This window comes from Sulfolobales archaeon (genome assembly GCA_038897115.1).
Taxonomy (GTDB): domain Archaea; phylum Thermoproteota; class Thermoprotei_A; order Sulfolobales; family AG1; genus AG1.
Genome location: JAWAXC010000162.1, coordinates 1 through 3502, shown reverse-complemented (window position 1 = coordinate 3502; position 3502 = coordinate 1). Strand labels below are relative to the sequence as shown.

2 protein-coding genes and 1 tRNA gene are annotated in these 3502 nt (G+C 46.9%); 2 read left to right on the top strand and 1 reads right to left on the bottom strand.

The features are described 5' to 3' along the window. A partial coding sequence (locus tag QXE01_12205) for an adenosylcobalamin-dependent ribonucleoside-diphosphate reductase (GenBank protein ID MEM4972001.1) occupies positions 1–1829 on the bottom strand: 1829 nt, incomplete at its 3' end. 237 nt (positions 1830–2066) lie between these two features. On the opposite strand from QXE01_12205, the gene QXE01_12200 reads away from it, so the two are divergent. Together QXE01_12200 and QXE01_12195 are read left to right on the top strand one after the other, a co-directional pair. Beyond that, on the top strand, positions 2067–2882 hold the full coding sequence (locus QXE01_12200; protein ID MEM4972000.1) for a hypothetical protein: 816 nt from the start codon (positions 2067–2069) through the stop codon (positions 2880–2882). Positions 2883–2979: 97 nt separating this feature from the next. After that, positions 2980–3065: transfer RNA gene (locus tag QXE01_12195), tRNA-Tyr, on the top strand. Positions 3066–3502 lie beyond the last annotated feature (437 nt).

Below are 3502 nucleotides of genomic sequence, written 5' to 3'. Positions count from 1 at the left end.
GGTCTATAGAGCTTTGGTATGAATGTTGGGAAGGCCCCCTTCTCCTTCGCAAGATCTATGGATGCCTTCAATGCATGGTAATATATGAACCTAGCTAGATACCATGCTAGATAGATCGCGTCTACACTATCATATCTTATCCCGAGCCTTATCAGCGCGTGGGCCCAGCCCATAACGCCTAAGCCGATCTTTCTAGTGAGCTTCGCCCCTCTCTCAAGCTGTGGTAGTGGCCACTTAGCAGCATCTATAACATTATCTAGGAACCTAACAGCTATCCTTATATCCCTGGCCAGCCCCTCAAGATCTATCCTCGGCACTCCTTGATCCTCTACAACATATTTAGCAAGATCTATCGAGCCCAGGTTACACGGCTCCCAATCTAGGAGGGGTTCCTCGGCACACGGGTTTGTAGCGTTTATCTTGCCTAGATACCAGACGGAGTGCCTCCTATTAATAGTATCTATAAAGACAAGCCCTGGATCTCCTGAGTCCCAGGCGCCCCTCACAATCTTCCTCCAGAGCTCCCTAGGATCTATCCACCTCACTATAGCACCCTCCCTCTCCGCTATTGCTAAAGCCTCCTCCCAAGTTATTATCCTAGACTCGTCGAGGGGGATAGAGCCTCCCCTCTCCTCAAGCTCATCCAATATAGCCTCTTGAACCCACTCCTCCTCAATGCTATGTCTAGCCCTTACAATGGCATAGAACCTGGAATCACCTGATCCTGGTCTCAGCTGTGTCTTCCTCGGATTTATCAGGGGGAATTTCTCGCCCTTCTCAAGCGCCTTCATAAAGGCATCATACATGCCAACGCTTATGTTGAAGTTCTGCAGATGCACATCTTTGAGCTCGCCAGTCTTGCTCACTATGAACCTCTCAATATCCGGATGCCAAACATGTAGGATCCCCATGTTAGCGCCTCTCCTCTTACCACCCTGCTTAATCACGTCCGTGTTTACATCAAAGAGTCTCATGAAGCTGAGGGGTCCTGAGGCAACCCCAGCTGTGGATCCCACCACATCTCCTTCAGGTCTCAGCTCGGAGAATGAGAAGCCTGTTCCACCACCCATCTTCTGAATTATAGCCTGGGCTCTGAGGGCATCCATTATACCCTCCCCATCAGGTGTTACTAGAGAGTCTCTAACAGGTATTACGAAGCATGCCGAGAGTATGCCCAACCTAGTACCAGCATTCATTAGAGTAGGTGTATTAGGGATGAATCTGAGGGATGATATTAACTCGTAGAACTCCTCCTCAAGATCCCTTACCTCCTTATCAGATTTGCCATATAGCTTCTCAACAGAAGCTATAACCCTGGCAACTCTTCTAAACAACATCTGAGGCGTCTCTATATATCTAAGGCTCTCAGGATCTTTAAGCAGGTACCTAGACTCGAGAACCTTTATAGCTTGATAGGTAAGCAGAAGATCTCTCTCGCTGAAAGATCCATCCCATCTATCGCCATATACATCCTGGTAGATCCTTGCGAGGGCATATCTCTTAGCAGCCTCGAAGAACCTCTGATCCCTGATACCCATTATCATGAATCTCTTCTCAACAAGATCAGCAAGATCTCTTGTTAATATCTCGCAGATCTCTCGCGAGCCGCATCTATCCTCAAGCTCCTCATAAACACTATCTATTACCTCCTCAACTAAGCCTACATCGAGCCCAGATCCTTTCATAGCCAATGCTATGGATCTCGCTAGCTTCCCTATATCGAAGTCCTCTCTAGAGCCATCCCTCTTAACAACAACTATGAACAGCTGTCTAGCCTCCTTCTCAGATCTCGTAGCCTTAGACGTCTCTGTATCTATAGCCCTTGACATAGATCACCACCCCATACACATAGCGTCAAATATCTTGTTTCCCTTCCCCCATATATTTCCCTAGTCTTTTTCACTGATTGGGCCACCCTATCCCATGTAATACCTCGTTACAAAAAATATAATAAATTCTATTGCGCCGGGAATACCTTAGAGGGGTGGGTGAAAGTAACAGATTCATGTTAAGCTATCTAATTATTGGATATTAGTATTTAGGCGCATCGTATCTATAGGATGCCTATGCCTAGAAAGAAAGGCGCTAAAGCGGAGGAGAAAAAGGAGGAGGCTGAGGAGAAGCCTAAGAGAGCTAGGAGGGCTGCAAGGAAAAAAGCATTCGATCTGGAGGAATGGGTGTCTGAGAGGCTAGATGAGATATCATCCAGGCTGGGCCTCGATATGTTAGGGCTATCTAGAGAGGAGCTTCTAACTATATTAACCAAGATAACAGAGATCGTTCTCGGAGAGTCGAGACCCGATGTCGATACGGTTGTGAAGAGGATAAGGAGGAATGAGGATAGGATAAGACCCCTAATAGCCCTGGGAATCCTAGAGCTGAGGGAGAGCCTCAGCGAGGAGCAGCTTGAATACATAGCATCCGCCCTAGGCCCGTGGATACTGAGCTATGCTGGAAAGCTATATAGAGAGGCAAAGAGGCTGGGGAGGGATGAGTATCTAGCAGCGGCGAGGCTTGAGTGGAATAAACAGTGGATGATCCAGAGAGATAGATCACTCCCACCAGAATGCCCAGCATGTGGATTCAACGCCCTAATGCCAGACTATACATGCCTAGTATGTGGCTCAACACCGAGCACGAGAGCGATAGCAGAGCACTATAAATTAGAGGAATATCTAGAGAACATGGCTAGAAGGGGGGATATAGAGGGGTTAAAGAGGATCCTAGATTCAGGCTATGTCATAATATCATCAACAGGCATAAAGATCCCAGGAAGGGATTTGAAGGAAAAATACGACCTAGAGATCCACCTAACAATAACCATAAGAGAGAAGATAAAAAACCTAGTAGAACAGAGAAGAGAACCCTCGCCAAAGCCATAATAAAATAGCTGGTAAACCTCACCTTTTAAGGCGAGGAGGGGGGTCATAACTCAGAAAAAAATAAATAAGAGGGTTACCCTATAATAATTATATGGAGCCCCCCGTAGCTCAGCGGCAGAGCGCCCGGCTGTAGTGGGACGGGCGGAAACCGGGTGGTCAGGGGTTCGAATCCCCTCGGGGGGACTCTTTTCGTTGTTTGTTGGAAAGACTTATATAAGTTGGTGGTTATTATATTATTTAGTGATCCGCCTGGGCGATGGGAGCACTGCTCCAAGCCCAGGCGGGCCTACCCTAGATGGGAGCCCCATGCCATTAGGCTCAACAGCAACCCATGAGCCCATAGAGATACCGAGATCCCTGTGGGCGAGGTAGAACCCCTAGGTGTGACCATGAACTATAGAATGATTAGAATGAACACCTAGGGAGAAACAGGACCATTAGCTTAGAATGAACCTTGTAATCATCTTAGCTATTAGCTAGCTATAGATGTTGAGACCCCCTCCCGAGAACAGATGATAGCCACAGAGATTAGAGCAACCTCAGCAATGTTCCCCTATATATCTTATTTCTTCGTCATCCTTACCAGTTTTATTAATATTATGGTTGATAGAATTAATGAT

Excerpts from the sequence above, each read along its gene's own strand:
- QXE01_12200 (MEM4972000.1), top strand. The coding sequence starts at position 2,067 with ATGCCTAGAAAGAAAGGCGCTAAAGCGGAGGAGAAAAAGGAGGAGGCT.